Raw genomic sequence first — 26,003 nt, 5'->3', positions numbered from 1 at the left:
CCCGGTCACGGCGGCGGGCCACACCTGGTCTCGGACGGCGGACGGGCCCGGTCACGGCGGTGGGCCACACCTGGTCTCGGACGGCGGACGGGCCCGGTCACGGACGGCGGGCGTCGTCCGCGAGCCGCCGCTGCTCCTCCTCGACGATGCGCCGGGCCAGTTCGGCGTCGGAGACGTCCACCGCGTCCGGGGTGGTCTCCGCGAGATCGCTGCGCCGGGCGTACGCGTCGAAGAGCCGGTCCTTGCGGGCCAGCAGCTCCACCAGGCGCTGGTCGACGCTGTCCGTGGCCAGCAGCCGGTGCACCTGGACCGTGCGCACCTGGCCCATCCGGTGCGCGCGGGCCACGGCCTGGTGCTCCAGCGTGGGTTTGATCTGCGGCTCGCACAGGATGACCACGGAGGCGGCCTGCATGTTCAGACCGGTGCCCCCGGCCTGGATCTGGCTCAGCAGCACCGCGTGCCCGTCCACGGCGGAGAAGGCGTCGACGAGCTCCTGCCGCCGGGCCGGCGGGACGCTCCCGGAGAGCGGCCCGAAGGCGTCCGGGCCCAGGGCCTCGCCGACGGTCGCGAGGACCTCGCGGAAGTAGGAGAAGACGACCACCTTCAGGCCGGTCTCCCGCGCCTCGTCGACCAGCTCGCGCAGCCGCTCCAGCTTGGCGGACGCCTCGGGCACGGCGTAGGCGGCCCGGCGCATCCGCATGAACCGTCCCGAGGCGACCGCCTGTCGGTAGGCGTCCCGGTCCTCGGCGCCGAACTCCTCCCACTCGTCCACGTGGACCAGCGCCGGGAGTTCGGCCAGCACGTCCACCTGGTTGCGGCGCAGATAGGCGGGGGCGACGGCCCGGCGGAAGGCCCGCGAACCGGCCGCGCCGTGCGTACCGCTGACCGACGGCGCGAGTTCGGGGCGGAGCTGGCGCACGAGGCTGCGGAACTCCTCGACCCGGTTCTCCATCGGGGTGCCCGTGAGGAACAGCACCCGCTCCACGTGCTCCGCCCAGCCGGCGACCGCCCGCGACCGCCGGGCTGCGGGGTTCTTCACGAAGTGGGCCTCGTCCACGACCAGCATCCCGGGCCGCACCGAGGCCGCCGCCCCGGGCAGCAGGTGCAGCGCGTCGAACGTGGTCACCGCCACCCCGCCGCTCTCCCGCCAGTCCGCGAACGCCTCGGTCCGCTCCGCACCGTGCACCGGCACGGCGCGCAGGGTGGAGCGGGCCCGGATCTCCCGGGTCCAGTTGATGAGCACGCTCGCCGGGCAGACCACGAGGAAGTGGCTCTCGCCGTGGGCGGCGAGATGGGCGAGGGCGGCGATGGCCTGCACGGTCTTGCCGAGCCCCATCTCGTCCCCGATGACGACCCGCTTCTGCGCCAGCGCGAAGCGCGCCCCGAACGCCTGGTAGCCGCGCAGGGACACCCGCAGATGCGTGTCGTCCAGGCGCAGCGCGCGTACCCGGTCCGCGATTCCGGCGGGCAGGAACCCCTCGGCGGCGTCCCGGTCCGGACCGCTGCCGGACAGCTCGGCGAGCAGGCTGTAGTACTCGGCGGACCGCAGCTCGAAGTCCACCCAGGCCTCGGCGGGCGACGCCGGTGACCGCAGCAGGTCGGCGGACGCCTGCGCGAAGAGCACCGGAAGCTCCCGCTCCACGGCGTCCGCCACGGCCGCGTGCACCGAGCCGACGGCCTCGCGCGCCCGCGCCCGCGCCTCCCGCCCCGTGAACAGCATGCGCAGCCGGCTCCCGGCCGGTGCGGCCGCCGCCACCGGGGGGCCGAGCCGCTCGGCGAGCCGGCGGGCCGCGTCCACCGCCCGCCGCGCGTCCGTACCGGCCTCGGCCAGCCGGTGCAGGGCGACGACCAGCGCGGTGGTGGTGTCGTCCGGGGCGTCGACGTCGATCCGCACGGAGACGGTGTCCCGCACGGCGTGGGCGAGCTGCGCGGCGGCGGCCAGCGCCTGATCGGCGGTGTGCGCACCGACGCCGGGGAGCTGCCGGAGCTGGTAGCGGTCCGTGCCGTGGACCTGCCCCACCGTGCCGAACCCAGCCTCTTCCAGCGCCGCGAGCCGCAGCCGCCCCTCGGTGACGTCCTTGAGCCGGGACACGGGGATGGCGGCCAGCTCCCGGCGCACCAGGGAGTCGAGCAGCGGATCGAGAACGGAACGTACGGCTTCCACGGCGTTCGCCCGGTCCGCCGGCACGGCACGGGCGCTCTCCAGGAGCCGCTCCGCCCGCGCGAGCAGCTCCCGGACCGCGCCGCCCGTCGGCGCCGGGCTCGCGGCGGCCCCGTGCGCGCGTGTCCCGAGGGCCGTGCCGCCCGCCGCCCCGCTCTGTTCCATGGATGTCCTTCTGTTCCCGAAGTGGGCGCCTCACCGCTCCGGGACCGGTGTCTCACCGCCCCGGGGCCCGCTCCGTCGGCTTTCCCGCCATCGTGCCACGCACCGCCGACAGGCTCCGGGCGTGCACCCCTGACCCCCACCCCCGACAGTCGCGCGACGCGTGTGACGACAGGGCGTTGACGTGCGGCGCCGAACGACCACCGCCCGACGGCCGGGACGACGCGCCGGTCCAACGCTTCGCCCCGGCGCCCCGGTGCTGTCTACGCTGAGCCGCGTGACAGCAGCGATCACCGTCGACCCCGGTCCCCACCCGACCGCCCGGCGCCGGGGGCCGCGGCTCCGGGCGGTGTATCGCACCACGGTCGGTCCCGCGCGGACTGCGGTCGTCGGTGCCCGGTGCGAGACTCGGAACGAGAGGAACCACCTGGCAGCACCGGACGAGTCAGATCACCCGGACCGACTGAGGAGCACGCCATGATCAGCCCCACCTTCCTCGACGGAGCGCCCAACTGGGTCGATCTCGGCACCCCCGACCTCGACGGGGCCACCGCCTTCTACCGGGAGCTGTTCGGGTGGGGTCTGGTCCCCGGCGGCCCCGAGGTCGGCGGCTACGCAATGCTCACCCTGGACGGTCGTTACGTCGGCGGTGTGATGACGGTGTCGGAGGAGGAAGCGCCCAGCGCCTGGTCGGTCTCCTTCCAGTCGCCCGACATCGCCGCCACCGCCGCGGCGGTGCAGCGGGCGGGCGGCGCCGCCGCGTTCGAGCCGATGGACGTCCTGGACCTCGGCAGCATGGGCGGCTTCACGGACCCGGCCGGGGCGTATTTCGGCGCCTGGCAGCCGAAGGAGCACGCTGGCTTCGGCGTCGTCCAGGAGCCCGGCTCGTTCCTCTGGGCCGAGCTGTACACCTCCGACGTCCCGGCGGCGGCCGCGTTCTTCGGAACGGTCTTCGGCTGGGGGACCGACCAGTTGAAGGTGGAGGGCACCGACTACACCTACACCACCGTCCACCCGGCCGGCACCGGCCCGGACGCGTCGTTCGGCGGCCTGGTCCGGATGGGCGACGTCCCGTCCGAGGCCGCCCGGGGCCCGCACTGGCTGCCGTACTTCGCCGTGGCCGACGTCGACGCCACGGTGGCCGGGGCGAAGCGGCTCGGCGGCACGGAGACCCTGGCCGCCATGGACGTGCCCGGCGTCGGCAAGATGGCCAACGTCGCCGATCCGTACGGGGCGGTCTTCGCGGTCATGAGGCCCGAGCCGAGGCAGTAGTCACGGGCGGGGACCGCGGCCCCGGAGGCTTCGGCGCGTACTCCGTGGCCGGCCTCGGGGCGAATTGATGAATCGTTGATCAGTCGTTTATCGCCACCGGGCACCGTGTGCACATGCTGATCAACACCGTGACCGACGACGCGCTCGCCTGGCAGGAGAGCGCGTTGTGCGCGCAGGCCGGGCCCGAGTTCTTCTTCCCGGCCCCGGGCAGTTCGACCCGCGAGGCCAAGCAGCTCTGCAACGCCTGCGAAGGCCGAGTGGCCTGCCTGGAGTACGCCCTCGCCAACGACGAGCGGTTCGGCGTCTGGGGCGGACTGTCGGAGAAGGAGCGCGAGCGGCTGCGCAGAGAAGGCCGCGACCGGGGCTGAACGCCCCCGGCCACACCGTAGACCCCTGGGGTCTTCGGGGCGGGTTCCGCACAATCGGGCCGTTGACGCCCTCGTGGACGCGGCCCCGATGACCCCGGAGGCCGTCGACGCATGGAAGCGAGCCCTCTCGCTGCCGGCCACCGGAGAGAGTGCGGACGACGCCGGTGCGGAGCGCGACCGGCCCGCCCGCCGGCGGGCTCGGCCATCCGGCCCGGACGCTGTCGCTGCGGGCCGGTCCGGACAACCGGCCCGCCTCTGCGGTGCTTGCCGCCGCGGGCCGGACCCCGGCCGCCCACCGGGACCTCGTGCCGGACGCCGTCGCCCCTCTCGCGCGCTCCCTGGACCGATGCTCCGCCGGCACTCCTCGGACGACGTGCGCGACGTGGCGTACGCCGGGGTCACCGGCGCGAAGTGAGGCCCGGGTCCGGATCAGGGCGCCGGCCGGGGGCTGGGATCAGGCGCGGCCGCGCGCCACCATACGGGCCTTGCGGGCGGCGAGCTTCTCGTCGAACTTCGACGCCTCGCTGTCCAGCCCGCTCATGTACAGACCGAGCTCCTCCTGGGCCTTCGCACCCTCCGGGCCGAGCCCGTCGATGTCCATCACCTTCAGGAAGCGCAGCACGGGCTGGATCACGTCGTCGTGGTGGATGCGCATGTTGTAGATCTCGCCGATCGCCATCTGCGCGGCGGCCCGCTCGAAGCCGGGCATGCCGTGTCCGGGCATCCGGAAGTCGACGACGACGTCGCGCACCGCCTGCATGGTCAGGTCCGGGGCCAGCTCGAAGGCGGCGCCCAGGAGATTGCGGTAGAAGACCATGTGGAGGTTCTCGTCGGTCGCGATCCGGGCCAGCATCCGGTCGCAGACCGGGTCGCCGGACTGGTGGCCGGTGTTGCGGTGCGAGACGCGGGTGGCCAGCTCCTGGAAGGCGACGTACGCGACGGAGTGCAGCATCGAGTGCCGGTTGTCCGACTCGAAGCCCTCCGCCATGTGCGCCATGCGGAACTGCTCCAGCTTGTCCGGGTCCACGGCGCGCGAGGTGAGCAGGTAGTCGCGCATCACGATGCCGTGGCGGCCCTCCTCGGCGGTCCAGCGGTGCACCCAGGTGCCCCACGCACCGTCGCGGCCGAAGAGGGAGGCGATCTCGTGGTGGTAGCTGGGGAGGTTGTCCTCGGTGAGGAGGTTCACCACGAGGGCGATCTTGCCGATGTCGGTGACCTTGGACTGGTCGGCCGCCCACGCCTCGCCGTCCTCGAAGACGCCGGGGAAGTTCCGGCCGTCGGAGAAGGGGACGTACTCGTGGGGCATCCAGTCCTTGGCGACCTTGAGATGGCGGTTGAGTTCCTTCTCCACCACCTCTTCCAGCGCGTACAGCAGTTGGGCGTCGGTCCACGCCTTCGAACTGCCGAGGTGGGGAGAGGCGATCGTCACGGGGAGCTCCTGGGGACGGGAGAATTACCTACGGCTTCGTAGGTTACGTGACCGTAGGTTAAGGCGACCGTAAGGTCAAAGCCAAGCCCGTCCCCGGGAACGGCCGGACACGCGGAGTCATCCGGCCAGGTGAGAGAGTGTCCGAGAGCCTTCCCGCGACCTTTCCGAACCCTGTTTCACCGTTCCGGAACGGGTTGCTCCACCCCTGGGTTCCGAGGCCGTTCCACCCCCGCGCCCGGGCGTGGCGCCGACCCCCGGATCCCGCCGCAGATAGTGGCCGGTGACGGATGCCGGATGAGCGAGCAGATCGGCGGGCGTTCCCTCGAAGACCAGCTCCCCGCCGCCCTTGCCGCCGTCCGGACCGAGGTCGATCACCCAGTCCGCCCGCTTGACCACATCCAGGTTGTGCTCCACGCAGATCACCGTGTTCCCCGCGTCGACCAGCCGGTCCAGGAGGTCCACCAGCGTGCCCGTGTCCGCCAGGTGCAGCCCGGTCGTCGGCTCGTCCAGCACGTACACGCTGGAGGTGCGGTGCAGCTGGGTGGCGAGCTTGATCCGCTGACGTTCACCGCCCGACAGGGAGGAGAGCGGCTGCCCCAGGGTGAGGTAGGTGAGGCCGACCGCGTCGAGGGTGCGCAGCCTACGCAGCAGCACCGGGTCCTCGAACAGCCCGGCCGCCCGTGCCGCCGTCATGTCCAGGACGTCCACGATCGACCGGCCGCCGACCCGGTGCTTCAGCACATCGTCGTGGAACCGGCGGCCCTCGCACTCCGGGCAGGTCGTGGTGACCGGATCCATGAACGCCAGATCGGTCGAGATCTCTCCACGGCCCGAGCAACCCGCGCAGGCCCCGGTGGAGTTGAAGCTGAACAGCCCCGCGTCCACGCCGTTCTCCCGGGCGAACACCTTGCGGATGGCGTCCAGCGCGCCGATGTACGAGGCGGGGGTGGAGCGCGACGAGGCCGTGATCGCGCTCTGGTCGATCACCACCGCCTCCGGGTACGCCGCTGTGAACACCCGCGACACCAGGGTCGACTTCCCGGATCCCGCGACCCCCGTCACCGCGGTCAGCACCCCGGTGGGGAACGACACGTCCAGGCCCTTGAGGTTGTGCAGGTCGGCCCCGTACACCGGGAGCCGGCCGGTGGGGGAGCGGACGGTCTCCTTGAGCGGGGTACGGCCGCGCAACGCGCGGCCGGTGAGCGTGTCGGCCTCGCGCAGCCGCTCGAAGGTCCCCTCGAAGACGATGTGTCCGCCGTCCGCCCCGGCCCGCGGCCCCATGTCGACGACATGGTCGGCGACGGCCATCACATCCGGGTCGTGCTCGACGACCAGCACCGTGTTGCCCTTGTCGCGCAGGCGCACCAGCAGATCGCCCAGCCGCCCGACATCGCGCGGATGCAGGCCGACGCTGGGCTCGTCGAAGACGAACGTCAGCCCGGTGAGCGAACTGCCCAGGTGCCGCACCATCTTGAGCCGCTGGCCCTCGCCCCCCGACAGGGTCGTGGTCTCCCGGTCCAGGCTCAGATACCCGAGCCCGATGCCGGCCAGCCGCTCCAGCCGTTCCCGGGCGGCGGCGGCGATGGGCCCGCCCACCGGATCGACGATCCGCTCCAGGACGCCGACGAGTTCGGAGACCTCCATCCGTCCGTAGTCGGCGGGCGAGAACCCGTCGACCCGGGTGGCGAGCGCCGCCGCGTTCAGCCGCGCCCCGTCGCAGGCCCCGCACACCCGCTCCACGGTGAACCGGGCGGCAGCCTCGCGCCGCTTCTCGGACAGCGAGGCGGTGTCGCGCTTGAGGTAGAGGCGCTCGAAGCGCGTCACGACCCCCTCGAACCGCATGTCGGCCGAGCCGGTCCGCATGTCGAGGCGGACGGTGAACCCCGAACCGTGCAGCAGGGTCCGGAGCTCCTCCGCGCCGAACTCGGACAGGGGCAGATCGTTGTCGAAGCGCCCCGACCCCCCGTACAGATTCCACTCCCAGCTGCCCACCGTCAGGCCGGGCAGCAGCAGCGCCCCCTCGTTCAGCGACTTCGACCGGTCGATCGCCCGGTCGAGGTCCAGCTGGACCGTGCGCCCCACCCCGTCGCACTCGGGGCACATCCCGCTGGGGTCGTTGAACGAGTACGCGGTCGCCCCGCCCGCGCTCGGGGTCCCGCAGCGGGAGAACAGCACCCGGATCACCGACCAGATGTCGGTCGCCGTGCCGACCGTGGAGCGGACGTTGCCGCCCAGCGGCTTCTGGTCGATCACGATGGCCACCGACAGGTCCTCGACGGACTCGACGTGCGGTCGCTCGTACTTCGGCAGCCGGTTGCGGAGGAACGAGGTGAAGGTCTCGTTCAGCTGCCGCTGCGACTCCACGGCGATCGTGTCGAAGACGACCGACGACTTGCCCGAACCGGACACACCGGTGAAGACGGTGATGCGGCCCTTGGGGATCCGGAGGGAGACGTCGCGCAGGTTGTTCTCGCGCGCGCCGGTGATGACGATGTCGCGGTGCGCGGAGCCGGGGGTGTACGGCTCCGCGTCGCGCTCGGGGAAGCGATCCATGAGCGCGACGCTAGGCGGGATACCCGACAGCTCCTGTCCCCTTTTCCCGGGAGATCCGATGTCACCCGCCCGCGCCCGAGCTCGCGCTCGGGCTAGCCCGCGACCGCGCCCGGACGTCTCCCGGCTCGACCGCCCCGCCCGGCCGGTCTCAGTGGCCCTCGCGCACCGCCCCGGCCGTCGTGTCCGACAGCCCGCCGTCGACCCGGAGCCAGCGGGTGATCCCGATCGACTCCAGGAACGGCACGTCGTGGCTCGCCACGATCAACGCCCCCTCGTAGGCCCCCAGCGCCTCGGTCAGCCGCCGTACGCTCGCCAGATCCAGGCTGTTCGTCGGCTCGTCCAGCAACAGCAGCCGGGGCGGCGGGTCGGCCAGGAGCAGCATCGCCAGGGTCGCCCGGAACCTCTCCCCGCCCGAAAGGGTCCCCGCCGGGCGGTCCGCCGCCGCCCCCTTGAACAGGAAACGGGCCAGCCGTGCCCGTACGGCGTTGTCCGTGCGGTCGGGAGCCGACCGTGCCACGTTCCGCACCACCGACGCCGCGTCGTCCAGCACGTCCAGCCGCTGCGGCAGGAACCCGGTCGCGACCAAGGGGGTCGCCTCGCCCGAGACGGGCGTCAGCTGCCCCGCGATCAACCGGAGCAGCGTGGTCTTGCCCGCCCCGTTGCGACCGGTCAGCGCGATCCGCTCGGGACCCCGCACCCTCAACTCGCCCCGCATCGGCGGGCCGTAGGGCGGCACCGGGTCGCGCAGCAGCAGTACCTCGCTGCCCGGATGGACCCGGGTCCCCGGCAGCTCGACCCGGATCTCCTCGTCCTCCCGCACCGCCAGCTCCGCCTCGTCGAGACGCTCCCTGGCCGCGGCCAGCCGCTCCGTGTGCAGGATGCGGTGCTTGCCGGCCGACTCCTGCGCGAAGCGCTTGCGCTGCCCCATGACGACCTTGGGCTCGCGCCTGCTGTCCCACATCTTCTGCCCGTAGCGCTTGCGCCGGGCCAACTTCACGTGGGCGTCGGCCAGTTCACGCTTCTGACGCTGTACGTCCGACTCGGCGACGCGCACCATGCGCCGCGCCGCCTCCTGCTCGACGGCCAGCGCGTCCTCGTACGCCGACAGGTTCCCGCCGTACCAGGTGACCGAACCCGCGCGCAGGTCCGCGATCCGGTCCACCCGTTCCAGCAACTCCCGGTCGTGGCTGACGACGAGCAGCGCACCGGTCCAGGCGTCGACCGCGTCGTGGAGCCGCCGCCGGGCGTACACGTCCAGGTTGTTCGTCGGCTCGTCCAGCAACAGCACCCCGGGCCGCTCCAGCAGCAGCGCGGCAAGCCGCAGCAGGACGCACTCGCCGCCGGACATCTCCCCGATGGCGCGGTCGAGCCCGATATGGCCGAGGCCGAGCCCGTCCAGGGTGGCGAGGGAGCGTTCCTCGATGTCCCAGTCGTCGCCGATCACCGCGAAGTGCTCGGGCCGGACGTCGCCCGACTCGACCGCGTCGAGCGCGGTGCGCCGGTCGGCGACGCCGAGCACCTCGTCGACCCGCAGAGCGGTGTCCAGGATCAGGTTCTGGGGAAGGTAGCCCAGTTCGCCACGGGTCCTGATCACACCGGACCGCGGGGCGAGGTCACCGGCGATCAACCGCAACAGGGTCGATTTGCCGCAGCCGTTGAGACCGATGAGACCGGTGCGGCCCGGCCCCACCGCCAGATCGAGACCGGTGAAGACCTCGCTGCCGTCGGGCCAGGAGAAGGCGAGGGAGGTACAGCTGATGTGGGTGTCGGAGGTAGACATACGGATCTCCCGTTGTGCGTCGGGAACGACAGGGACGGTCGGCGGAAGCTGAGATCGCACACGGGCGCTCCGGGCCGCGGCAAGGCGCGGCGAGCGCTGCACGGTGTGCACAGGACCTCAGATCAGCAACGTCCCACTCCGATCGACGACAACAGGAACCGTCACGAAGGTAGGGCCGGGGGCGGGGACCCGGCAACCGGATTCACGAGGTCAGCGAGGACCGCCGAGCAGATCGGTCAGGCCCCGGTCCAGGTCCAGATACCGGTGCTCGTCGCCCATCGGCACGAGCTCCTGCGCCCGCTGGAGGAAACGCCGCAGCTCCTCGGTGCGCACATGGACCATGGCGATGCCCTCGGGGGCGTGGAACTCCAGCACGGTCCGCTCGTACCCGAACGGCCGTACGCGTACGTCCCCCTGCCCGGCGGGGGAGTCCACCCCGGTGGTCAGCAGCTCGCGGGAGAACTCCCAGGACACCTCGGTGCCTTCCAGGGTCGCCGGGGCCGGGAACGCCATGCGTACGGCGAACGGGTACTGGCGGTCGTACTGAAGAGTGGCGGGCAGGGTCTCCATCCGCGGTGCGGACGCGACCATGCGGGCCTGCACGGACTGCTCGATAACGCTGGACAAACCTGCTCCCTCTCGCGCGGCCGGATGAACGGTTCCCGGCATTGGAGTAGACGACGGAAATCCTGGTTTCGTGCACCGGCGCGCGGCGTGAGCTGCGTCACCGGCCCCCGGCGGTCCCGCCCGGACTTGGCGCACCCCCGCTCTCCTGCCCGCTCGGCGGCGACGCACCCTGGACGGGCCGGAACCCGTCGGCTAGCTTCCAGCGCCATGAAGGCCATGGGGAACACGAGACGGCTGATGGCACTGGTGACCGGCGGCGCGGCCCTGGCCGCCGCACTGGTCGCACCGGGAGCACACGCGGCGCCGACGGAAGGCCCGGCCGGGACGCGGGGCGGGACGGCCACGCCCCGGGAGTCGAGCGCTCGCGGACCAGGCTGGCAGCTCACCGAGACCGCCGCCGACGCCCGCTTCCGGGGGTTGGCCGCGGTCAGCCGCACCACCGCTTGGGTCGCCGGGTCGAAGGGCACGGTCCTGCGCACCGGCGACGGCGGCCGCACCTGGCGCGACGTGTCACCGCCGGGCGCCGCCGAACTGGAGCTGCGGGACATCGAGGCGTTCGACGGCCGCCGGGCCGTCGCCCTGGCCATCGGCGAGGGCGACGCCTCCCGGGTGCTGCGCTCCGACGACGGCGGGGCCACCTGGACCGAGTCCTTCCGCAACACCGACCCCCGCGCCTTCTTCAACTGCCTGACGTTCTTCGACAGTCGGCACGGACTCGCGGCGGGCGACCCGGTGGACGGGAAGTTCCGGGTCCTGTCCACGGCGGACGGCGGCCGTTCCTGGCGGGTCCTGCCCGACGCCGGGATGCCCGCAGCCCAGCCGGGCGAGGCCGGCTTCGCGGCGAGCGGCCAGTGCCTGGTCAGCTCCGGCCCCAAGGACGTCTGGCTGACCACCGGGGGAGCGGCGACCGCCCGGGTCCTGCACTCCCGGGACCGTGGCCTGACCTGGACGGCGAGCGCGTCGACCATCCCGGCGGGCGACCCGGCCCGCGGGGTCTTCGCCGTCGCCTTCCGCGACCGGGGGCACGGCATCGCCGTCGGCGGGGACTACCGCCCCGACCAGGCATCCCCGAAGGCCGCCGCCGTCACCGGGGACGGCGGCCGCAGCTGGCGGGCCTCCGCCACCCCGCCGCCCGCCTACCGCTCCGGCGTCGCCTGGCTGCCCCACAGCCGCTCCGCCGCCCTGGCCGTCGGCCCGACGGGCACCGACCTCACCCTGGACGGCGGACGCACCTGGCGGACGGTCGACTCCGGTTCGTACGACACCGTCGACTGCACGCCCGACCTGGGCTGCTGGGCGGCGGGCGAGAAGGGGCGAGTGGCCCGGCTGGGGTTCTAGGTTCTGTCGTCGAACTCCCGTCTGCCCCGCGGCGCCATGCACGCACTCTCGCCGCACCGGACCCACGCCCGAGTACGTCCAGTACGAGGACGTGAGCCCGGCACGCCGAGAGCACGCACCTGACCCCCCAGGGCCGCCCTCCGGGCGACGACGGGAGTTCGACGACAGGCCCTAGGTGTATTGACCCGCCGCGTGAACAACGCCGCGGGTCAATACACCTAGGGCGTGTTGCGAAAATAGCGCCGTCCGCCCGGAGGGCGGGACTTTCGGAACACGCCCCGGACGGCCCTACGAGGCGCCGTCGAGCACCTCCCGCAGCCGCTGCCCGAACTCGTCCGGCTTCCCCGGATAGCCGAACTCCCCGTCGAGGAAGCCGCCGTGATGGCTCGGGAAGACGGACGCGCGCTGCCCGAGCAGTTCGGCGGTCGCGGCGGACGTCCGCCCCGTCTGGACACTCAGGGACTCCTCGCCCACGGCGATCACCACGCGGGTGGCGGCCGCGGCCAGCGCGTCGGCGTCCGGCCGGTAGCCGCTGATCGCCCACGACCGGTCGGACAGCAGCGGGTCGTCGCGCGAGCCGTCGTCCTCGGCGGGCATGCCGAACGCGCCGGGATCGGGCGCGGGCTGTGCGAAGTACGCGTCGGTGAACTCGCCCTCCCACGACGTCATCGCCACGAACGCGGCCATCCCGGCCCCCCACCCCCGCCTCTCGTAGGCGTCCCGGACCCCGGCCCGCGCCCGGACGGCGGCCGGACCGTCCGGGGTGAGTGTGATGAGCGGCGGCTCGTGTGCGACGAGGGTGGTCACGTCCCCGGGATGGCGCGCCACGAGGGCGAGAGCGGTGACCGCCCCGCCGCTGCTGGCGAACATCTCGACCGGTCCGGCCCCGAGCGCCTCGATGACGGCGTGCACGTCGTCCGCCTGGGTCTCGGGCGTGTGGTCGGTCCGACCGTCCTTGCGGATGCTGCGGCCGAGCCCCCGGGGGTCGTAGGTCACCACGGTCCGCCCGGGGAAGCGTGCCGCGAGCGCGACGAATCCGGTGGCGTCCATGGGCTGCCCGATCATGAACAACGGCGGGCGGCCGTCGGCGGTCGGCAGGGGCCCGCGAACGTCGTGGACGAGGTCGGCGCCGGCTGTTTCGAGTGTGTACGTTTCCATACCCGTGCAGACCGGCCCCGCCCCGGAAACTCATCGGCCGTGTCCGGACCGGGAGCGGGCGGGGCCCGCCCGCTACGGCAACGGCTGCTGGTACGGAGCGAGTCCGGGCGCCGTCCTGGTGGCGATGAACTCGGTGATCCGGTACGCGCACACACCGTGCTCGGCGAACGGGTCGCCCGCCGCGATCCTCTCGATCTCCGCCCGGTCCTCCCCGACGGCCAGGATCACTCCGCCGTCCCGGGGGTTCTTGCGGCCCGAGGCGATGAAGACGCCCGCCGCGTACTGCCCGTCGAGCCAGGCGATGTGCTCCCGCATCAGGGCGTCGGCGCGTTCGACCGGAGCCGTGTAGGTCAATTCGAGTACGAACATGATCGTCAGGCTACGGGATTCCGGCCGCCCGTCCCGGGGTCCCGCGACGGGCGGCCGGCGGACACCGCGTAGCAGGCAGGGGCCCGTCACCGCATAAGCTTCCGGACATGACGACCTCCCCCACCCCCGCCCACGAGACCCCCGCCGACGAAGCCGAGGGCCGGGCGATCCAGGACCGGCTGCGCGGCCGGGTGATCCTGGACGAGACGGGACCGGAGCCCGGTACCGGGCTGGTCACCGGGGTGGACGTGGCCTACGACGATGTGAAGGACGTCGTCGTCGCGGCGGCGGTGGTGCTGGACGCCGTGACCCTGGAGACGATCGACGAGGCCACCGCCGTCGGCCGGATCACCTTCCCGTACGTCCCCGGGCTGCTGGCCTTCCGGGAGATCCCGACGGCGCTGGAGGCCCTGGAGGGGCTGAGCGTCGAACCGGGCCTCGTCATCTGCGACGGTTACGGTCTGGCGCACCCGCGCCGCTTCGGACTCGCCAGCCACCTGGGCGTGCTCACCGGGCTGCCGGTGATCGGCGTCGGCAAGAACCCGTTCACGTTCACGTACGAGGCCCCCGGCCCCCGGCGCGGCGACTTCTCCCCGCTGCTGGACGGCGAGGAGGTGGTCGGCCGGGCGTTGCGCACCCAGGAGAACACCAACCCGGTGTTCGTCTCGGTGGGCCACCGCATCAGCCTCGACAACGCCTGCGCCCACACGCTCCGCCTCGCCGGCCGCTTCCGCCAGCCGGAGAGCACCCGCCGGGCGGACGCCCTGTGCCGGCAGACCCTGCGGGAAGCGACCGCCTGACGCGGGCCCCGCGGCCCCGGGTGGGCGGCCCCCCTCGATGGGCGGGGCCGCGCGGCGATAGCGTGCGTCGTCATGACGCGTGTGTGGATGTCGCCGATCCTGTTGGTGCTCAGCGGTGCCGCCGTCGCGACCGGGCCGGCCCGCAGCGGCGACCCCGTCCTGGCGGCCGCACTTCTCGTGGTGTTCGTGCTGTTCGCCGGGGCGATCTCGCCCCTGGTCTTCCCGAGGCCGGTCCCCGCCGCCGAAGCCCGGCGGCGCAGCGCCGTCGATGGCCGCCCGGTCGTCTACTGGCGTCCGGGCTGCACGTACTGTCTGCGGCTCCGCCTCCGGCTGGGCCGCGACGCCTCCCGGCTGCACTGGGTCGACATCTGGCGCGATCCGGCGGGAGCGGCCGAGGTGCGGGCGGCCAACGGCGGCGACGAGACCGTGCCGACCGTCTTCGTGGCGGACCGGCCGCACACCAACCCGGACCCGTCGTGGGTGCGCGGACAGCTGCCGCCCGCCGCGTGACGGTCCCGGGCGTGGAACAGTCCTGCAACTGAGTACCCGTACGGATGGCATAGATCCGCACAGCTGGGCAGGCTAGAACGCATGAACGCCTCTCGTGCAGCTGTCCGCACCGCGCCCTTCGACCCCGCTCAGCGCCGTATGGCCCTCGGCATGCTCCTCGGGAGCGCCGTCGGCCTCGTCTGGCTGGGCGCGATGCTCCACACGCTGGCCGGCTGGATCTTCTAGCCACCCCCCGGCGGGCCCCCGGGGCGCCGACTACCGCACCGCCGCCACCCGGAACCGCAGTCCCGCCGCCGTCAGCCGCTCCAGGAGCGCGTCGCCCATGGCCACCGCCGTGGTGACCTGCCCGGAGGTCTCCGGCAGCTCGTCCAGGGCCAGGCACACCGCCGACTCGGCGAGGATCTTCGCCGTCTCGCCGTAACCCGGGTCGCCGCCCGACACCTCGGTGAAGACGCGCCGCCCGCCGCCCTCGCCGACGAAGCGGATGGTGAACCAGCTCCGCTCGCGGCGTTCCTCGTCCGGCCCCCGCCCCGGCTCGTAACGCCCCATCAGCCACTCCCGGGCGCCCTCCACCTGTGCGGCGGCCAGCAGCGCGCCGATCGCCAGCGGGGCGCCGAGCGCCATCGGCAGGGTCTTGACCGAGGCGAAGTGCCGGTAGCGGAAGTCGGGGCCGTACCGCTCCAGGGACCGTGCCGAGCGGCCCACGATCGTCGGGTCCACCGTCGGCAGCGGCAGCGCCCAGGTGCCGACGGACCCGCTGAAGTGCGGGGAGCCCGCCGGGGTGCGGACCCGCCGGCCCACCACGCGCGGCTCGTGCAGCCGGCGTTCCCGGGCGGCGGCCAGCATCTGCGGGCCCCGGCCCATCGCGGTCAGCGCCGAGGCGAACGTCCCGCCGGAGAACACCGCGTCGGTACGGACGAAGCCGTCGACGGTGAGGGGGACGTCCTCGGGCAGCTGCTTGACGGTGAAGTACGCCCCCAGGTCGTGGGGGACGGAGTCGAAGCCGCAGGCGTGCACGATGCGCGCTCCCGTCTCACGGGCCCGCGCGTCGTGCTCAAGGTAGGTCCGGTCGATGAACTCCGCCTCGCCCGTGAGGTCCGCGTAGTCCGTCCCGGCCTCCGCGCACGCGGCGACGAGCTTCTCGCCGTAACGGATGTACGGCCCCACGGTGGTGGCCACCACCCGGGTGGAGGCGGCCAGTTCGGCCAGGGCCTCCGCGTCGTCCGCGTCGGTCTCCAGCAGCGGCAGGTCCGCGCAGCCGGGGGCGATCGCGGTGAGCCGTTCCCGCAGCCCCTCCAGCTTGGCCCGGCTGCGACCGGCCAGCGCCCAACGCAGGCCGGCGGGGGCGTGGGCCGCCAGGTACTCGGCCGTGAGCGTCCCCACGAAACCGGTGGCACCGAAGAGGACGACGTCCAAGGGGCGTGTCGCGTCGTTCTGCCTGTTCACGAGTACCTCCATTGCGAGCCGGTGCTGACGTGGCAGGCAGAGGGTAGCGGAGAGCGACGTGGCGGCGCCCGGCCGGGCGGGCCGGATGCGAGAGGATCGAGGGGAAAGAACTAAGCGCTTGCTCGGCCCGAGGGGTTGTGCGGAGCCCGGGACGTTCTTAGCATCACAGGTGTTACATCAGTTGTGTCACACCCCTGGGGGCTCACAGATGGCGAAAGGCCCAGCACCCGTCCACGGTCCGCTGACCGGTGTCCGCGCCGTCGAGCTGGCGGGCATCGGACCCGGACCGTTCGCCGCGATGCTGCTGGCGGACCTCGGGGCCGACGTCGTACGCGTGGACCGTCCAGGCGGCGCGGGGATCGGCATCGATCCCGCGTCCGACCTCACCAACCGCAACAAGCGCTCCGTCCTCCTGGACCTCAAGAGCGACGAGGGGCCGGCCCGCGTCCTGGACCTCGTCGAACGCGCCGACATCCTCATCGAGGGCTACCGCCCCGGCGTCGCCGAACGCCTCGGCGTCGGGCCCGAGGCCTGCCTCGCCCGCAACCCGGAGCTCGTCTACGGCCGGATGACCGGCTGGGGCCAGGACGGGCCGCTCGCCGAGCGCGCCGGACACGACATCGCCTACCTCGCGCTCACCGGCACCCTGTCCATGATCGGCAGGCCGGACGAGCCGCCCGTGGTCCCAGCCAACCTGGTCGGCGACTACGCGGGCGGCTCGCTCTACCTCGTCATCGGCGTCCTCGCCGCCCTCCAGCACGCCCGCGCCCACGGTGAGGGGCAGGTCGTCGACGCCGCCATCGTGGACGGAGCGGCCCATCTCGCCACGATGATCCACGGCATGCTGGCCGCCGGGAGCTGGCAGGACCGCCGCGGCACGAACCTCCTCGACGGCGGCTGCCCCTTCTACGGCACCTACGCCACCTCCGACGGCGGCCACATGGCGGTCGGCCCGCTGGAGGAGAAGTTCTACACGGAGTTCGTCGGCCTCCTCGGCATCGCGGACGCCTTCCCCGACCGCTGGGACCTCGCCCGCTGGGACGAGCTGCGCGCCGCCGTCACCGAGCGCTTCTCGACCCGTACGCGCGCCGAGTGGACCGAGATGTTCGACGGCACCGACGCGTGCGTGGCTCCCGTGCTCTCGCTCACCGAGGCGCCGCACCACCCGCACCTCGCCGCCCGCTCCACCTTCGTCGAGCACGGCGGCCTCACCCAGCCCGCCCCCGCCCCGCGCTTCTCGGCCACCCCCGTCTCCGTACGCGGAGGGCCCGCCCTGCCCGGCGCCGACACGGCCGCCGTTGCCGCCGACTGGGACGTCCCCGCGCTGCGGCCCGCCGACTCGACCGACACCCTCTAGGAGCCCCCCGTGCAACGGCAGATCTTCACCGCGGAGCACGACGCCTTCCGCGAGACCGTCCGGGCCTTCCTGGCCAAGGAGGTCCTCCCGTACTACGAGCAGTGGGAGCAGGACGGCATCGTCTCCCGCGACGCCTGGCTCGCCGCCGGACGCGCGGGACTGCTGGGCCTCGCCGTCCCGGAGGAGTACGGAGGCGGCGGCAGCGACGACTTCCGCTACAGCGCCGTCCTCGCCGAGGAGTTCACCCGGGCCGGGGCCCCCGGACTCGCGATCGGCCTGCACAACGACATCATCGGCCCCTACCTCACCGGCCTGGCCACCGACGAGCAGAAGCGGCGCTGGCTCCCCGGATTCTGCTCCGGCGAGATCATCACCGCGATCGCGATGACCGAGCCCGGCGCGGGCTCCGACCTCCAGAGCATCCGCACCACCGCCGAGGACAAGGGCGACCACTGGCTGCTCAACGGCTCCAAGGCCTTCATCTCCAACGGCATCCTCGCCGACCTGGTCGTCGTCGTCGCGAAGACCACCCCCGACGGCGGGGCCAAGGGCCTCTCGCTGATCGTCGTCGAACGCGGCGCGGAGGGCTTCGAGCGTGGCCGCAACCTCGACAAGATCGGCCAGAAGTCCCAGGACACCGCCGAACTGTTCTTCGACGACGTCCGCGTCCCCAAGGAGAACCTCCTCGGCGAACTCGACGGCGCGTTCATCCACCTGATGACCAACCTGGCCCAGGAACGCATGGGCATAGCGGTCGCCGGGATCGCCGCCGCCGAACACCTGCTGGAGATCACCACCCGGTACGTCAAGGAGCGCGAGGCCTTCGGGCGCCCGCTCTCCAAGCTCCAGCACATCCGCTTCGAGATCGCCGAGATGGCCACCGAGTGCGCCGTCACCCGGACCTTCCTCGACCGGTGCATCGTCGACCACTCCGACGGCGTCCTGGACGCCGTCCACGCCTCCATGGCCAAGTGGTGGGCCACCGAACTCCAGAAGCGCGTCGCCGACCGCTGCCTCCAACTCCACGGAGGCTACGGCTACATGAGCGAGTACAAGGTCGCCAAGGCGTTCACCGACGGCCGCGTCCAGACCATCTACGGCGGCACGACCGAGATCATGAAGGAGATCATCGGCCGCTCGCTGCTCGCCTGAGCCGCCCCTCACCCGGGCGGCCCGAGCCGCCCCTCACCCGGGCCGACAACCACCCTCGAAAGGCAGCTGTCTTGAGTACCGAAGCATTCGTCTACGACGCCATCCGCACCCCGCGCGGCCGCGGCAAGGCCAACGGCGCCCTGCACGGGACCAAGCCGATCGACCTGGTCGTCGGCCTCATCCACGAGATCCGGGGCCGCTTCCCGGACCTCGACCCGGCCGCCATCGACGACATCGTCCTCGGCGTGGTCAGCCCGCTCGGCGACCAGGGCTCCGACATCGCCCGTATCGCCGCCATCGCGGCCGGCCTGCCCGACTCCGTCGCCGGGGTGCAGGAGAACCGCTTCTGTGCCTCGGGCCTGGAGGCGGTCAACCTGGCCGCCGCCAAGGTCCGCTCCGGCTGGGAGGACCTCGTCCTCGCCGGTGGCGTCGAGTCGATGTCCCGGGTGCCGATGGGCTCCGACGGCGGCGCCTGGGCCATGGACCCGATGACCAGCTTCGAGACCGGCTTCGCCCCGCAGGGCATCGGCGCCGACCTCATCGCCACCATCGAGGGATTCAGCCGCCGCGACGTCGACGAGTACGCCGCGCTCTCCCAGGAACGCGCCGCCGCCGCCTGGAAGGACGGCCGCTTCGCCCGCTCCGTCGTCCCCGTCAAGGACCGCAACGGCCTCCTCGTCCTCGACCACGACGAGCACCTGCGCCCCGGCACCACCGCCGACTCCCTCGCCGCGCTCAAGCCGTCCTTCGCGGGCATCGGCGAGATGGGCGGCTTCGACGCGGTGGCCCTCCAGAAGTACCACTGGGTCGAGAAGATCGACCACGTCCACCACGCGGGCAACTCCTCCGGCATCGTGGACGGCGCGTCGCTCGTCGCCATCGGCTCCCAGGAGGTCGGCGAGCGCTACGGCATGACCCCGCGCGCCCGTATCGTCTCCGCCGCCGTCTCCGGCTCCGAACCCACCATCATGCTCACCGGCCCCGCCCCCGCCACCCGCAAGGCGCTCGCCAAGGCCGGGCTGACCATCGACGACATCGACCTCGTCGAGATCAACGAAGCCTTCGCCGGAGTCGTCCTGCGCTTCGTCAAGGACATGGGCCTGACCCTGGACAAGGTCAACGTCAACGGCGGCGCGATCGCGCTCGGCCACCCCCTCGGCGCGACCGGCGCGATGATCCTCGGCACCGTCATCGACGAACTGGAGCGCCGCGACCAGCGGTTCGGCCTGGTCACCCTCTGCGTCGGCGGCGGCATGGGCGTCGCCACCGTCGTCGAACGCATCTGACCCGGCCCGGCCCCACCTGCTTACGGAGAAGACACCGACATGACCGAGAGCACGACCATCCGCTGGGAACAGGACGAGACCGGCGTCGTCACCCTCGTCCTCGACGACCCGAACCAGTCGGCCAACACGATGAACCAGGCCTTCAAGGACTCCATCGCGGCCGTCGCCGACCGCGCCGAGGCCGAGAAGGACTCCATCCGCGGCATCATCTACACCTCCGCCAAGAAGACCTTCTTCGCCGGCGGCGACCTCAAGGACATGATCAAGGCCGGCCCGGAGAACGCCCAGGACGCCTTCGACGCGGGCAACGCCATCAAGGCCTCGCTCCGCCGCATCGAGACCCTCGGCAAGCCCGTCGTCGCCGCCATCAACGGGGCTGCCCTCGGCGGCGGTTACGAGATCGCGCTCGCCTGCCACCACCGCGTCGCCCTCGACGCCCCCGGATCCCGCATCGGCCTGCCCGAGGTCACCCTCGGCCTGCTCCCCGCGGGGGGCGGCGTCACCCGGACCGTACGCCTCATGGGCATCGCCGACGCCCTGCTCAAGGTGCTGCTCCAGGGCACCCAGTACACACCGCTGCGCGCCCTGGAGCACGGGCTCGTCCACGAAGTCGCCGCCACCCGCGAGGAGATGACCGAGAAGGCCCGCGCCTTCATCGACGCCCACCCCGAGTCCCAGCAGCCCTGGGACGTCAAGGGCTACAGGATCCCCGGCGGCACCCCGTCCACCCCGCGCTTCGCCGCCAACCTGCCCGCCTTCCCGGCCAACCTGAAGAAGCAGCTCGCGGGCGCGCCCATGCCCGCGCCGCGCAACATCCTGGCGGCGGCCGTCGAGGGCTCCCAGGTCGACTTCGAGACCGCCCTGACCATCGAGGCCCGGTACTTCACCGAGCTGGTCACCGGACAGGTCTCCAAGAACATGATCCAGGCGTTCTTCTTCGACCTCCAGGCCGTCAACTCCGGCGCCAACCGCCCGAAGGACATCCCCGAGCGCCCCGTCCGCAAGGTAGCCGTCCTCGGCGCCGGGATGATGGGCGCGGGCATCGCCTACTCCTGCGCCAAGGCCGGGATCGAGGTCGTCCTCAAGGACGTCTCCACCGAAGCGGCCGCCAAGGGCAAGGCGTACAGCGAGAAACTGCTCGCCAAGGCGCTCTCCCGGGGCCGTACGACCGAGGCGAAGCGCGACGAGTTGCTGGCTCGCATCACCCCCACCGGCGACGCGGCCGACCTCGCGGGCTGCGACGCGGTGATCGAGGCCGTCTTCGAGGACACCGCCCTCAAGCACAAGGTGTTCCAGGAGATCCAGGACGTCATCGAGCCGGACGCGCTGCTTTGCTCCAACACCTCCACCCTCCCGATCACCGTCCTCGCCGAAGGCGTCTCGCGCCCCGTCGACTTCATCGGGCTGCACTTCTTCTCGCCCGTCGACAAGATGCCGCTGGTCGAGATCATCAAGGGCGAGCGCACCGGCGACGAGGCGCTCGCCCGCGCCTTCGACCTGGTCCGCCGGATCAAGAAGACGCCGATCGTCGTCAACGACTCCCGCGGCTTCTTCACCTCGCGCGTCATCGGCCAGTTCATCAACGAGGGCGTCGCCATGGTCGGCGAGGGCGTCGAGCCCGCGTCGATCGAGCAGGCCGCCGCCCAGTCCGGCTACCCGGCCAAGGTGCTCTCCCTGATGGACGAGCTGACCCTGACCCTGCCGCGCAAGATCCGCGACGAGACGAAGCGCGCGGTCCAGGAGGCCGGCGGCAGCTGGCCCGGCCACCCCTCCGACGAGGTCATCGACCGCATGGTCGACGAGTTCGGCCGCCCGGGGCGCAGCGGGGGAGCGGGCTTCTACGACTACGACGAGGACGGCAGGCGAACCGGGCTCTGGCCCGGACTGCGCGAGCACTTCGCGAAGCCCGACGCCGATGTGCCCTTCGAGGACATGAAGGAGCGGATGCTGTTCTCCGAGGCCCTGGACAGCGTCCGCTGCCTGGAGGAGAACGTCCTGATCTCCGTCGCCGACGCCAACATCGGCTCCATCATGGGCATCGGCTTCCCGCCGTGGACCGGCGGCGTCCTCCAGTACATCAACGGGTACGAGGGCGGCCTGCCCGGCTTCGTGGTCCGCGCCCGGGAACTCGCCGAGCGTTACGGCGACCGCTTCCTGCCGCCCGCGCTGCTGGTGGAGAAGGCGGAGAAGGGCGAGACCTTCCACGACTGAACCATCGACAGGCGCCTCCACGGCCCGCGTTCACCGTCACTCGGCGGTGAACGCGGCCCGCAGCTCCTCCTTCAACGAGCGCTGAAACGCCGTCACCAGCGCCTGCACCACGATCGGTTGCATATCGGCGGACAGCGACTTCATCGCCGCCACATGCTCCGGGTCGCCCCCACGCTCCCGATAGGGGTTCCACACCTCGTCCCGGAAGAGCCGGGTCATCTCCTGGGCGGCCGAGCGGGTGTGCTCCAGCAGAACGGTCCGCGCCGCCAGGATCGTCTCGTGCGCGATCGGCACGTCCAGCAGCTCCACCCCGAGCCGCAGCAGCCCCAGATCCACCCGGTACGCCCCGCCGTCCTCCAGCGGCCGGACCAGCACCCCCATCGCCGCCAGCCGCTCCACATCCGCCTCCGACAGCGCCCGCCCGGCCCGTCGCTCCAGCTCGGCCCGGGCGAAGTCCTCGGTCCGGTCCGGCGCCCAGGACGCGACCAGCGCCCGGTGGATCGCCAGATCGTGGGCGCTCAGGTCGGGCGGCAGCTGTTCCAGATAGCGCTCGATCGCCGCCAGCGTCATGCCCTGCTGCTGGAGCTCCTCGATCAGCGCGAGCCGCGAGAGGTGGTCCGGCCCGTAGTGTCCGACCCGGCGCGGCCCGATGACCGGCGGCGGCAGCAGGCCCCGGGTGCTGTAGAACCGCACGGTGCGCACGGTGACCCCGGCGCGGGCCGCCAGCTCGTCCACCGTGAGCGTCGGCTCCTCGGTCCCCGTCGCCATCTCTGCTCCCCGCCGTCGAACCCTCGTATCGGACAGTTCCGCTGTCTCACCATGACTGTGAAAGTCTCCGGCACCATCGCGCCGCCGTCCACCCCGGGTCCGTTGTCAGTGGCGGCCCGTACGGTGAGGTCATGTCGGAGATCACCTACGTACGGGGGGACGCCACCGCGCCGCAGGGCAAGGGCGTCAAGGCGGCGAGCCGGGGGCCTCGGTCCCTGTGCCCCGGATCGGCTGCGGGCTCGCGGGCGGCACGTGGGCCAGGACCGAGCCGCTGATCGAGCGACGCCTGATATCCGCGGGCATACCGGTGACGGTGTACGACCACGACTGACCGGCCCGCCGACGGTTCCCGACCCCGCCCCGGGGGTTCTCGCGGGGGGAGGGACCATGGAGGAGAGGAACAGGGCGCGGGCAGCGCACGGCAGGCCCGCCGGACCGCGGGAGCACGGATGAGCAGCGCGACCGACGCTTGGAACCCCGAGCCGCCCCCGCCCGGAGGGGTGCTCTGGAGCCTTTCCGGGGACATCCGTGCCCTGCTGATGCTGCCCGCGGCCCTCACCCTCCAGGCCCTGTCGTCAAACTCCCGTCTGCCCCGCGGCGCCATGCACGCACTCTCGCCGCACCGGGCCCACGCCCGAGTACGTCCAGTACGAGGACGTGAGCCCGGCACGCCGAGAGCACGCACCTGACCCCGCAGGGCCGCCCTCCGGGCGACGACGGGAGTTTGACGACAGGGCCTAGGTCGCCCACCCGGCCGTCGGCGCCGGCGTCGACGAGCACTCCGTCTTCCGCATCGACCCCTGGGGGCGCGGTGAACGCTCGCTGCGCTCGCTCCAGCTCTGGGTCTACGGCGGCGCGGAGGCCGCGGAGGAGGGCCGCAGGCTGCGGGTGCTGCATCGCACCATCCGGGGGACCGACACCCGCGGCCGCCGCTACCACGCCCTGACGCCCGCCGACTACGCCTGGGTGCACGCCACCGGTTTCCCCGTGTACCAGCACGCGGCCCGGTATCTGATCCGCCCCATGACTCCCGCCCAGGAGCGTGCCCTGTACGCGGAGTGGCTCCAGGTCGGCCGGATCCTGGGCATCCACGACCGGGACATGCCCCGGACCATCGAGGACTTCCGGCCGTACTGGGAGAAGATGCTCGCGGGCGAGATCGAGGCGACCCCCGTCGTCCGGGAACTCGTCGCCACCCACCAGTCCGTCCCGCCGCCGGACCGGGGGCCGTGGCCGATCCGGCTGCTGTCGCGGGCCCTGTGGCCGGTGCTGCTCCCGCCGCTGGCCCGCTTCCGCCGGTTCGTCACCATCGGGCTCATGCCGCCCGACGCCCGACTGGCCATCGGCCTGCCGTGGACCCCGGACCAGGAGAAGCGGCTGCGCCGGATGTGCGCGGTGCTGCGCATCGTCGTCCCCGTCCTCCCGGAGCGACTGCGCTATCTGCCCCGGGCGCGAACGGCCCGCGCCGCGTCGCGTACGGCGGGGCAGGCGGCCCGCGCCGCCGAAGCGCGTCGGACTGGCTGAACGCCCGCCGCTCCGCCGCCCCGGCACACGTCAGCGGTGGTCGTGACCCGCGTGTTCCCCGGTCGGTTCCGCGTCCTGACCGCTCGTCATGAGGCCCTGCACGGGGCGGAACAGGGCGCGCCCTGCCGGGCACCTCTGTCACACGATCACCGTTCCGTCGTCACGGACGGCCCGCACGACAGCAGTGATCAACCCCTGTCGCCCAGGAGTTGACCGGGGTAACGTCCGCACATTGCCGACAGCCGGACGGGCGTCACGGCGCCCGCCCCCATGCTCCGGAGGCCGCTGATGACCCCTCGCATCGCTCGTGCGCTCCGCATGCTCAGCCCGCACCCGTGGCTCGCGCCGGTCGCGGCCCCCGCCCGGTGGCAGTCGGCGCCCGCGTGCCGCGGGGCGAGGGCGATGCGCCGGACGGCCGTGGCGGCGACACTCGCCGGGCTGGCCCTCCCGTTCGCCATCGCGCCCGCCGAGGCCGCGCACCGCCCGCCGCGCACCGGGTTCGAGACGAGCGAGGGGGCCCGCTGGACCGGCGAGACGGAGGAGCGGTCCTTCCTCGCGGCGGTGGACCGGGGGAGCGACCGGGTCTCCGTGGACCGCGTCGGAACGTCCGGTCAGGGACGCCCCCTGCGGCTGGTACGCGTCGGCCGGGAACGCCCCGGGGCCACCACGGTGCTCCTGATCTGCAGCCAGCACGGGGACGAGCCCGCCGGGCGCGAGGCCTGTCTGACCACCATCCGTGACCTGGCGTTCGCCGAGGACCGGGCGACCCGCGCCTTCCTGGCCCGTACGACCCTGCTGGTGCTGCCCACGGCCAACCCCGACGGACGCGCCGCCTACACCCGGGGCAACGCCGACGGGGTCGACGTCAACCGCGACCACATCGCCCTGGAGACCGCCGAGGCGCGGGCCGTCGCCACCGTCGTACGCGACGAACGACCCCAGGTGATCTACGACTTGCACGAGTACGGCGCGACCCCGCCGTACTACGACAAGGACCTGTTCGCGCTGTGGCCGCGGAACCTCAACGTCGACGACCGGGTCCACGACGTCGCGCGCACCCTCTCCGAGCGGTACGTCCGCCCCGCCGCGACGGCGGCCGGCTACAGCAACGGCCATTACGGCATCTGGACCGACCCGGCCACCGGGGAGCCCGTCAAGCAGGTCGCCGGCGACGGTCAGGAACGCATCCTGCGCAACACCTCCGGCCTCAAACACGCCGTCGGCCTGCTCATCGAGTCCCGGATCGACGCGCTGAGCGACGCGGAGAAGGCCGATCAGGCGCTCAACCACCGGCGCAGGGTCCACTCCCAGGAAACCGCGCTCGGCGGTCTCTTCGCCTTCACCGACGAGCAACGCGCCCGGCTCCGGACGGCCACCGCCCTCGCGCGCCTGAGCGGCCTCGCCGACCGGGGGCCCGTGTACCTGGGCGGCGCCGACAACGACCCGGCCGAGCCCGCGGAGGTCCTCGCCGACCCGCCGTGCGGCTACCGGCTGGACGCGGCCCAGTACGCGGCGGTGAAGGATCGGCTGGCCCTGCACGGCGTCTCGGCCCGACCGGAGGAGAGTGGCGTGTTTGTGCCTATGCGCCAGTCGGCTCGACGCTTGATTCCGCTGCTTCTCGATCAGCGAGCGACATATCACCTCACAAACGGTCAAGCCAGAACAGCTTGTTGATCCTTCGAGATCCAGGGCAGGTGTGGTACTGCCTACGGAGAGCGTTTTTCAGACTCGG

The 26,003-nt window shown here is 72.7% G+C and carries 20 protein-coding genes and 3 pseudogenes; 14 read left to right on the top strand and 9 right to left on the bottom strand.

Annotated elements, in window-relative coordinates:
- Nucleotides 1–97: 97 nt before the first annotated feature.
- The gene (locus tag AC3CH1_RS04040; RefSeq protein WP_488461580.1) at nucleotides 98–2,326 is read right to left on the bottom strand and encodes a DEAD/DEAH box helicase; all 2,229 of its coding nucleotides are present in this window, start codon (nucleotides 2,324–2,326) and stop codon (nucleotides 98–100) included.
- 474 nt (nucleotides 2,327–2,800) lie between these two features.
- Here AC3CH1_RS04040 and AC3CH1_RS04035 point away from each other — a divergent pair, with 474 nt between their 5' ends.
- Together AC3CH1_RS04035 and AC3CH1_RS04030 are read left to right on the top strand one after the other, a co-directional pair.
- A complete protein-coding gene (locus AC3CH1_RS04035) occupies nucleotides 2,801–3,595 on the top strand; it encodes a VOC family protein (RefSeq protein WP_488461579.1) in 795 nt (264 codons plus the stop codon).
- A 113-nt stretch (nucleotides 3,596–3,708) separates the two neighbouring features.
- A complete protein-coding gene (locus AC3CH1_RS04030; RefSeq protein ID WP_003964899.1) occupies nucleotides 3,709–3,963 on the top strand; it encodes a WhiB family transcriptional regulator in 255 nt (84 codons plus the stop codon).
- Nucleotides 3,964–4,417: 454 nt separating this feature from the next.
- Here AC3CH1_RS04030 and AC3CH1_RS04025 read toward each other — a convergent pair whose 3' ends face one another.
- From AC3CH1_RS04025 to ssgD, 4 genes are all read right to left on the bottom strand, one after another.
- The gene (locus AC3CH1_RS04025; RefSeq protein ID WP_397917479.1) at nucleotides 4,418–5,392 is read right to left on the bottom strand and encodes an acyl-ACP desaturase; all 975 of its coding nucleotides are present in this window, start codon (nucleotides 5,390–5,392) and stop codon (nucleotides 4,418–4,420) included.
- A gap of 117 nt (nucleotides 5,393–5,509) precedes the next feature.
- On the bottom strand, nucleotides 5,510–7,945 hold the full coding sequence (locus tag AC3CH1_RS04020) for an ATP-binding cassette domain-containing protein (RefSeq protein WP_488461578.1): 2,436 nt from the start codon (nucleotides 7,943–7,945) through the stop codon (nucleotides 5,510–5,512).
- A 148-nt stretch (nucleotides 7,946–8,093) separates the two neighbouring features.
- On the bottom strand, nucleotides 8,094–9,725 hold the full coding sequence (locus tag AC3CH1_RS04015; protein WP_488461577.1) for an ABC-F family ATP-binding cassette domain-containing protein: 1,632 nt from the start codon (nucleotides 9,723–9,725) through the stop codon (nucleotides 8,094–8,096).
- A gap of 210 nt (nucleotides 9,726–9,935) precedes the next feature.
- The gene (ssgD, locus tag AC3CH1_RS04010; RefSeq protein WP_026290062.1) at nucleotides 9,936–10,352 is read right to left on the bottom strand and encodes a spore wall synthesis regulator SsgD; all 417 of its coding nucleotides are present in this window, start codon (nucleotides 10,350–10,352) and stop codon (nucleotides 9,936–9,938) included.
- Nucleotides 10,353–10,559: 207 nt separating this feature from the next.
- Between ssgD and AC3CH1_RS04005 the strand changes: the two genes are divergently transcribed.
- The gene (locus AC3CH1_RS04005) at nucleotides 10,560–11,690 is read left to right on the top strand and encodes a WD40/YVTN/BNR-like repeat-containing protein (RefSeq protein WP_488461576.1); all 1,131 of its coding nucleotides are present in this window, start codon (nucleotides 10,560–10,562) and stop codon (nucleotides 11,688–11,690) included.
- Nucleotides 11,691–11,978: 288 nt separating this feature from the next.
- Here AC3CH1_RS04005 and AC3CH1_RS04000 read toward each other — a convergent pair whose 3' ends face one another.
- A complete protein-coding gene (locus AC3CH1_RS04000; protein ID WP_488461575.1) occupies nucleotides 11,979–12,848 on the bottom strand; it encodes an alpha/beta fold hydrolase in 870 nt (289 codons plus the stop codon).
- 72 nt (nucleotides 12,849–12,920) lie between these two features.
- On the bottom strand, nucleotides 12,921–13,217 hold the full coding sequence (locus AC3CH1_RS03995; RefSeq protein WP_488461574.1) for a YciI family protein: 297 nt from the start codon (nucleotides 13,215–13,217) through the stop codon (nucleotides 12,921–12,923).
- A gap of 107 nt (nucleotides 13,218–13,324) precedes the next feature.
- Here AC3CH1_RS03995 and AC3CH1_RS03990 point away from each other — a divergent pair, with 107 nt between their 5' ends.
- The 3 genes from AC3CH1_RS03990 (at nucleotide 13,325) to mmpA (ending at nucleotide 14,752) form a co-directional block, all read left to right on the top strand.
- Entirely contained in the window at nucleotides 13,325–14,017 is a 693-nt protein-coding gene (locus AC3CH1_RS03990; RefSeq protein WP_488461573.1) for an endonuclease V, read from the top strand.
- Nucleotides 14,018–14,089: 72 nt separating this feature from the next.
- On the top strand, nucleotides 14,090–14,527 hold the full coding sequence (locus AC3CH1_RS03985; protein ID WP_488461572.1) for a glutaredoxin domain-containing protein: 438 nt from the start codon (nucleotides 14,090–14,092) through the stop codon (nucleotides 14,525–14,527).
- Between the two features lie 81 nt (nucleotides 14,528–14,608).
- On the top strand, nucleotides 14,609–14,752 hold the full coding sequence (gene mmpA, locus AC3CH1_RS03980) for a morphogenic membrane protein MmpA (protein WP_488461571.1): 144 nt from the start codon (nucleotides 14,609–14,611) through the stop codon (nucleotides 14,750–14,752).
- A 30-nt stretch (nucleotides 14,753–14,782) separates the two neighbouring features.
- On the opposite strand, the gene AC3CH1_RS03975 is transcribed toward mmpA, so the two are convergent.
- Entirely contained in the window at nucleotides 14,783–15,973 is a 1,191-nt protein-coding gene (locus AC3CH1_RS03975; protein WP_488461570.1) for a saccharopine dehydrogenase family protein, read from the bottom strand.
- A gap of 208 nt (nucleotides 15,974–16,181) precedes the next feature.
- On the opposite strand from AC3CH1_RS03975, the gene AC3CH1_RS03970 reads away from it, so the two are divergent.
- From AC3CH1_RS03970 to AC3CH1_RS03955, 4 genes are all read left to right on the top strand, one after another.
- Nucleotides 16,182–17,330 carry a CaiB/BaiF CoA transferase family protein gene (locus AC3CH1_RS03970; protein WP_488461569.1) on the top strand — a complete coding sequence of 383 codons (1,149 nt, stop codon included), beginning with the start codon at nucleotides 16,182–16,184 and terminating at the stop codon, nucleotides 17,328–17,330.
- Between the two features lie 9 nt (nucleotides 17,331–17,339).
- Nucleotides 17,340–18,482, top strand: a complete 1,143-nt coding sequence (locus AC3CH1_RS03965) for an acyl-CoA dehydrogenase family protein (protein WP_488461568.1) — start codon at nucleotides 17,340–17,342, stop codon at nucleotides 18,480–18,482.
- Between the two features lie 71 nt (nucleotides 18,483–18,553).
- Nucleotides 18,554–19,768 (top strand): acetyl-CoA C-acetyltransferase, encoded by a 1,215-nt coding sequence (locus AC3CH1_RS03960; protein WP_488461567.1) that lies wholly within the window; start codon nucleotides 18,554–18,556, stop codon nucleotides 19,766–19,768.
- Between the two features lie 39 nt (nucleotides 19,769–19,807).
- Entirely contained in the window at nucleotides 19,808–21,979 is a 2,172-nt protein-coding gene (locus tag AC3CH1_RS03955; RefSeq protein WP_488461566.1) for a 3-hydroxyacyl-CoA dehydrogenase NAD-binding domain-containing protein, read from the top strand.
- Nucleotides 21,980–22,015: 36 nt separating this feature from the next.
- Here AC3CH1_RS03955 and AC3CH1_RS03950 read toward each other — a convergent pair whose 3' ends face one another.
- Nucleotides 22,016–22,747 (bottom strand): MerR family transcriptional regulator, encoded by a 732-nt coding sequence (locus AC3CH1_RS03950; protein WP_488461565.1) that lies wholly within the window; start codon nucleotides 22,745–22,747, stop codon nucleotides 22,016–22,018.
- Between the two features lie 196 nt (nucleotides 22,748–22,943).
- Between AC3CH1_RS03950 and AC3CH1_RS03945 the strand changes: the two are divergent.
- The 4 genes and pseudogenes from AC3CH1_RS03945 to AC3CH1_RS03930 form a co-directional block, all read left to right on the top strand.
- Nucleotides 22,944–23,078 (top strand): annotated as a pseudogene (locus AC3CH1_RS03945) (Appr-1-p processing protein); the annotation flags it as partial.
- 118 nt (nucleotides 23,079–23,196) lie between these two features.
- Nucleotides 23,197–23,313 (top strand): annotated as a pseudogene (locus tag AC3CH1_RS03940) (oxygenase MpaB family protein); the annotation flags it as partial.
- Nucleotides 23,314–23,488: 175 nt separating this feature from the next.
- Nucleotides 23,489–24,271: pseudogene (locus AC3CH1_RS03935) on the top strand (oxygenase MpaB family protein); the annotation flags it as partial.
- Between the two features lie 288 nt (nucleotides 24,272–24,559).
- Nucleotides 24,560–25,945: a M14 family metallopeptidase gene (locus tag AC3CH1_RS03930; protein WP_488461564.1), complete on the top strand. Its 1,386-nt coding sequence runs from the start codon at nucleotides 24,560–24,562 to the stop codon at nucleotides 25,943–25,945.
- The last annotated feature ends 58 nt before the right edge of the window (nucleotides 25,946–26,003 follow it).

Source organism: Streptomyces sp. MGP-P1, from assembly GCF_057766565.1.
Note: the sequence above shows the minus strand (reverse complement) of the source record. Positions and strands in the feature narration are given on the sequence as shown.

What these genes read in the sequence shown, in the direction of transcription:
- AC3CH1_RS04040 (WP_488461580.1), bottom strand. Translation starts at nt 2,326, where the DNA reads ATGGAACAGAGCGGGGCGGCGGGCGGCACGGCCCTCGGGACACGCGCG.
- AC3CH1_RS04035 (WP_488461579.1), top strand. Translation starts at nt 2,801, where the DNA reads ATGATCAGCCCCACCTTCCTCGACGGAGCGCCCAACTGGGTCGATCTC.
- AC3CH1_RS04030 (WP_003964899.1), top strand. Translation starts at nt 3,709, where the DNA reads ATGCTGATCAACACCGTGACCGACGACGCGCTCGCCTGGCAGGAGAGC.
- AC3CH1_RS04020 (WP_488461578.1), bottom strand. Translation starts at nt 7,945, where the DNA reads ATGGATCGCTTCCCCGAGCGCGACGCGGAGCCGTACACCCCCGGCTCC.
- AC3CH1_RS04015 (WP_488461577.1), bottom strand. Translation starts at nt 9,725, where the DNA reads ATGTCTACCTCCGACACCCACATCAGCTGTACCTCCCTCGCCTTCTCC.
- AC3CH1_RS04005 (WP_488461576.1), top strand. Translation starts at nt 10,560, where the DNA reads ATGAAGGCCATGGGGAACACGAGACGGCTGATGGCACTGGTGACCGGC.
- AC3CH1_RS04000 (WP_488461575.1), bottom strand. Translation starts at nt 12,848, where the DNA reads ATGGAAACGTACACACTCGAAACAGCCGGCGCCGACCTCGTCCACGAC.
- AC3CH1_RS03995 (WP_488461574.1), bottom strand. Translation starts at nt 13,217, where the DNA reads ATGTTCGTACTCGAATTGACCTACACGGCTCCGGTCGAACGCGCCGAC.
- AC3CH1_RS03990 (WP_488461573.1), top strand. Translation starts at nt 13,325, where the DNA reads ATGACGACCTCCCCCACCCCCGCCCACGAGACCCCCGCCGACGAAGCC.
- AC3CH1_RS03985 (WP_488461572.1), top strand. Translation starts at nt 14,090, where the DNA reads ATGACGCGTGTGTGGATGTCGCCGATCCTGTTGGTGCTCAGCGGTGCC.
- mmpA (WP_488461571.1), top strand. Translation starts at nt 14,609, where the DNA reads ATGAACGCCTCTCGTGCAGCTGTCCGCACCGCGCCCTTCGACCCCGCT.
- AC3CH1_RS03970 (WP_488461569.1), top strand. Translation starts at nt 16,182, where the DNA reads ATGGCGAAAGGCCCAGCACCCGTCCACGGTCCGCTGACCGGTGTCCGC.
- AC3CH1_RS03955 (WP_488461566.1), top strand. Translation starts at nt 19,808, where the DNA reads ATGACCGAGAGCACGACCATCCGCTGGGAACAGGACGAGACCGGCGTC.
- AC3CH1_RS03950 (WP_488461565.1), bottom strand. Translation starts at nt 22,747, where the DNA reads ATGGCGACGGGGACCGAGGAGCCGACGCTCACGGTGGACGAGCTGGCG.
- AC3CH1_RS03930 (WP_488461564.1), top strand. Translation starts at nt 24,560, where the DNA reads ATGACCCCTCGCATCGCTCGTGCGCTCCGCATGCTCAGCCCGCACCCG.